Genomic DNA, 5,040 nt, shown 5'->3' with positions numbered 1-5,040 from the left:
CCGCCGGCCCGCGCCACACCGGCCCCGGTGGCCCGCCGATCAGCGGCCCGCCAGTTCCTCCAGCCGCGCCACGAGCGACACCGGCGTCGGCATCGACTCGATCTCGGCCCGCACCTCCCGCGCCACCGCGGCCATCTTCTCGTCCGTGATCAGCCGCGTCAGCAGCTCCGCGTCAAGGTCCTCCGCCGAACGGCTCAGGCCCAGGCCCCGGTCCTCCACGGCCTGGGCGTTGATCCCGCGGTCCGCCCCGTCGGGCAGGACCAGCTGCGGCACGCCCGCGTTGAGCGCGGCCAGCGTCGTCCCGGCACCGCCGTGGTGCACCGCCGCGTCACAGGTCTCCAGCAGCTTCGCCAGCGGCACCCAGCCCACGACCCGCACGTTCTCCGGCAGTTCACCGAGCTCGGACGTCTCCACCTCGCCCAGGGCGAGCACGAACTCCGCGTCCACCTGCGGGGCGGCGGCCACCAGGCGCTGGACCGGGCCCAGACCGTTCACGTGCACCGTCGCCGTGCCCAACGTCACCCCGATCCGGGGGCGGCCCGTCCGCTCCTCCAGCACCCAGTCCGGCAGCACCGCACCGCTGTTGTACGGGACCGGTCGCATCAGCCAGCCGTCCACCTCCGCCTCCACCATGCTCGGCGGCGCGATGTCGATCGTGGGCACGCGGTCCGGGACGCCCGCCACCCCGTGCCGCGCCATCGTCTCCGACATCAACGCCACGGTCAGCTGGCGCAGCGGGGTCGCCCGCACGCAACCGAAGTTGTGCTGGACCGCCGGCACCCCGAGACGGGCCGCAGCGATCAGACCGGCCACGAAGATCTGCTCGTACACGATCAGGTCGGGCCGGAACGCGTCGGCGGCCCGCACGATGCCGTCGGCGAGGGCGTCATTGAGCTGGGCGAACATCCTCAACCCGTCCATGGGGTCGATCTCCCCCGGCTGCCGCAGCCGCGCTATCAGCTCCCCGCACTCCGTCTGGAGGAACTCCTCCAAGTGGAAACCGGGGGACACGTCGGCCACGTGCAGACCGGCGTTCGCCGCCTCCAGCGCGTCACCCGAGCTGGCGACCAGCACGTCGTGACCGGCCGAACGCAGCGCCCAGGCCAGCGGAATCGTCGGGAACAGATGGCCGATGGCTGGGTAGGTGACGAACAGAACGCGCATGAGAACGAATTCCTCTCGGGTGGCGTGAACGGAAGGAGCCGGGTCTGACGCCCGGCAACGGGATGCGGCGGACGCCAGATTGACGTCCGGCCATTCCGTTGGTAAGAACCTTTCGGATTATTGTGTTTTCCCTTACTGCGGCGGCATCATGAGTCAGTCCCGCCCGTAGAGTCAAGGCTTTTTCATCCGGTCTCCGCCTAGGGGTTCGTAGGGGGATTGTTAGGGGTTTCTGCCTCCCCTCCGGCGTGTCAGGGTCTCACCAGTATTGGAGTTCTCTGTACGGAGTGGTGGAGCGCGCGATGTCGAACGAGTCCCAGGATTTCGCACCGGAGATCGGCGGCTCCTCCGAGGCCGACGGGACTCAGGCCGGACCCCGGGACGCCCGGGGCGGAACCGGTGGCACCAGCCCGGCGGCGGCCCAGGCGCAGTGGCGCGAGCACCTGGCCGGCCTGACCGAAGTCGAGCAGCGGGCGGCACTGCTCGACTGGGTTTCCTCCCTGGTGGCCGCCACCCTGCGCGACGGAGCCCCCGCCGCCCTCGACCCCGACCGTTCCTTCCTGGACCTCGGCTTCGACTCGCTGGCCGCCGTCGACCTGCACGCCCGCCTCGTCGCCGGCACCGGCCTGCGCCTCCCCGTCACCCTCGCCTTCGACCACCCCACCCCCGCCCACCTCGCCGACCGCGTCCACGCCCTCCTCCTGGGCCGGACCGCCCCCACCGAGACGCCCGTCACGGCCGCCGTCAACAGCGACGAACCGATCGCCATCGTCGGAATGGGCTGCCGCTTCCCCGGCGACGTGCATTCCCCCGAAGAACTCTGGCAACTCGTCGCCTCCGGCACCGACGCCATTACGGAATTCCCCACCGGACGGGGCTGGAACCTCGACGCGCTGTACGACCCCGACCCCGACCGTGCCGGAACCACCTACACCCGCGAAGGTGGATTCCTCCACGACGCCGACCAATTCGACGCCGCATTCTTCGGGATTTCCCCCCGCGAGGCCCTCGCGATGGACCCCCAGCAGCGCATCCTGCTGGAAACCTCCTGGGAAGCGTTCGACCGGGCCGGCCTCGATCCCGCCCGGCTCCGCGGCGGCCAGGTCGGCGTGTTCGTCGGCGCCGAAACCCAGGAATACGGCCCCCGCCTGGAGGACGCCGCCGACGGATTCGAGGGCTACCTCGTCACCGGCAACGCCGCGAGCGTCGCCTCCGGCCGCATCGCCTACACCTTCGGCCTCGAAGGCCCCACCGTCACCGTCGACACCGCCTGCTCCTCCTCGCTCGCCGCCCTGCACCTCGCCGTCCAGGCCCTCCGCAACGGCGAATGCTCCCTGGCCCTCGCCGGCGGCGCCGCGATCATGGCCAGCCCCGGTTCCTTCCTGTCCTTCAGCCGCCAGCGCGGCCTGGCCCCCGACGGCCGCTGCAAGCCCTTCGCGGCCGCCGCCGACGGCACCGCCTGGGGCGAAGGCGTCGGCATGCTCCTCGTGGAGCGCCTCTCCGACGCCCGCCGCAACGGCCACCGCGTCCTGGCCCTCGTCCGCGGCACCGCCCTCAACCAGGACGGCGCCAGCAACGGCCTCACCGCCCCCAGCGGGCCCGCCCAGCAGCGCGTCATCCGCCAGGCACTGGCCAACGCGGGCCTGTCGGCCGCCGACGTGGACGCCGTCGAGGCGCACGGCACGGGTACCCGGCTCGGCGACCCGATCGAGGCACAGGCGCTGCTCGCCACCTACGGCCAGGACCGCGCCGACGGCCGACCGCTGTGGCTGGGCTCCCTGAAGTCGAACATCGGGCACACCCAGGCCGCCGCCGGCGTCGCAGGCGTCATCAAGATGGTCATGGCGATGCAGCACGGGGTGCTGCCGCAGACCCTGCACGTGGACGCGCCGACCCCGCACGTCGACTGGGCGGCCGGCGCCGTCTCGCTGCTGACCGACCCCGTCGACTGGCCGACCACGGACACCCCGCGCCGCGCGGGCATCTCCTCGTTCGGCATGAGCGGCACCAACGCCCACGCCATCATCGAGGAACCGCCCGCCGAGGACCGCGCCGACGACGGCACCGACCAGCCGACCGACCAGCCGACCGGGCAGACCCCCGGTCTCGCCCCCGCACCGCTGCCCTGGGCCCTGTCCGCCAAGACCCCCGAAGCCCTGCGCGCCACCGCCCGACGCCTCGGCGACTGGCTCGACACCCACCCGGACGCCGGCCCCCACGACATCGGCCACTCCCTCGCCGCCACCCGCAGCCGCTTCGAACACCGCGCCGTCGTCCTCGGCGCCGACCGCACCACCCTCCGCCGGGCCCTCCACGCCTTCGCCGACGGCGCCGACGCCCCCGCCGTCGTCCACGGCGAACCCGCCGCAGGACGCACCGCCGTCCTGTTCACCGGCCAGGGCAGCCAGCGCCCCGGCGCGGGCCGTGAACTGTACGACACCTTCCCCGTCTTCGCCGACGCCCTCGACGACGCCTGCTGGTACCTCGACGAGCAGCTCGAACGCCCGCTGCTCGACGTCCTGTTCGCCGACGAGGACACACCCGAGGCAGCCCTCCTCCACCAGACCGCCTACACCCAGCCCGCGCTCTTCGCGATCGAGGTGGCGCTATACCGGCTCGTCGAGTCGTGGGGCCTGCGGCCGGCCTTCGTCGCAGGCCACTCCGTCGGCGAGATCACCGCCGCCCACGTCGCGGGAGTCCTCTCCCTGGAGGACGCGTGCGCGCTCGTCGCCGCCCGGGGCCGCCTGATGCAGGCACTGCCCGCCGGCGGCGCCATGATCGCGGTCCAGGCGTCGGAGGACGAGGTCCTGCCGCTGATCGGTGCGGACGACCGGGTGGGCATCGCCGCGATCAACGGCCCCGAGTCGGTCGTGGTCGCCGGTGACGAGGACGCCGCCGTCGCCGTCGCCGAAGCCTTCGAGGCCCAGGGCCGGAAGACCAAGCGGCTGACCGTCAGCCACGCCTTCCACTCGCCGCACATGGACGGGATGCTGGAGGAATTCCGCCGCCTGGCCCAGGTCCTCGACTACCGCACCCCCACCCTGCCCCTCGTCTCCCTCCTCACCGGAACCACCGCCACCGCCGCGGAACTCGCCTCCCCCGAACACTGGGTCCGGCACGTACGCGACGCCGTCCGCTTCCTCGACGGCGTACGCACCCTCCGGGCCCGGGGCGTCGACTCCTTCCTGGAACTCGGCCCCGACCCGGTCCTCACGGCCATGGCCCGGGACTGCATCACCGCCGAACCGCAGGACACCGCTGCCGCGACCGCGCCCCCCTCCTTCGCCGCCGTGCTGCGCGCCGGCCGCCCCGAGACCGCCACCCTGCTCGACGCCGTCGCCCACGCGTTCGTCGGCGGCACCGACGTGGACTGGGCCGCCTTCTACGCCGGCACGGACGCCGGGCGCGTGGAGCTGCCGACGTACGCCTTCCAGCGGCAGCGCTTCTGGATGGACGCGCGCACCCCCACCGCCGACCCGTTCACCACCCCCGCGCACCCGGCCGACCCGGCCGACAGCGACTTCTGGGACGCCGTCGAGCACCAGGACGTGGCTGCCCTCGCCGCCGCCCTCGAACTCGACGCCGACGGCGAACAGCCGCTGAGCGAGGTCGTCCCGGCCCTCTCGGCGTGGCGCCGCCGCGTACGGACCCGCTCCGAGGTGGACGGCTGGCGCTACCGCGTGTCGTGGAAGCCGCTGGCGGATGCGTCGGCCGGTGGTGTGGGGCTGTCGGGGACGTGGCTGGTCGTGTCCCCTGCCGCGGGTGTGGACGACACGGCTGTGGTGGAGGCCCTGGCCGGCCGTGGGGCCGAGGTCCGTCAGGTGGTTGCCGGGGCCGGTGCCGATCGCGGTGCTGTGGCCGGCCTGCTGGCGGAGGCGG

Annotated in this window: 1 protein-coding gene and 1 pseudogene; one reads left to right on the top strand and one right to left on the bottom strand. The window is 73.3% G+C overall.

Going from position 1 to position 5,040, the window contains the following annotated elements:
• Nucleotides 1–39: 39 nt before the first annotated feature.
• Nucleotides 40–1,164 carry a nucleotide disphospho-sugar-binding domain-containing protein gene (locus tag ACFV7Q_RS38290; protein ID WP_385435571.1) on the bottom strand — a complete coding sequence of 375 codons (1,125 nt, stop codon included), beginning with the start codon at nucleotides 1,162–1,164 and terminating at the stop codon, nucleotides 40–42.
• Nucleotides 1,165–1,553: 389 nt separating this feature from the next.
• On the opposite strand from ACFV7Q_RS38290, the pseudogene ACFV7Q_RS38285 reads away from it, so the two are divergent.
• Nucleotides 1,554–5,040 (top strand): annotated as a pseudogene (locus tag ACFV7Q_RS38285) (beta-ketoacyl synthase N-terminal-like domain-containing protein); the annotation flags it as partial.

The organism is Streptomyces sp. NPDC059851 (assembly GCF_042732005.1).
Classification (GTDB): Bacteria; Actinomycetota; Actinomycetes; order Streptomycetales; family Streptomycetaceae; genus Streptomyces.
This window is presented reverse-complemented; position numbering and strand designations above follow the sequence as displayed.

Coding starts and splice junctions, on each gene's coding strand:
- ACFV7Q_RS38290 (WP_385435571.1), bottom strand. CDS start 1,164: ATGCGCGTTCTGTTCGTCACCTACCCAGCCATCGGCCATCTGTTCCCG.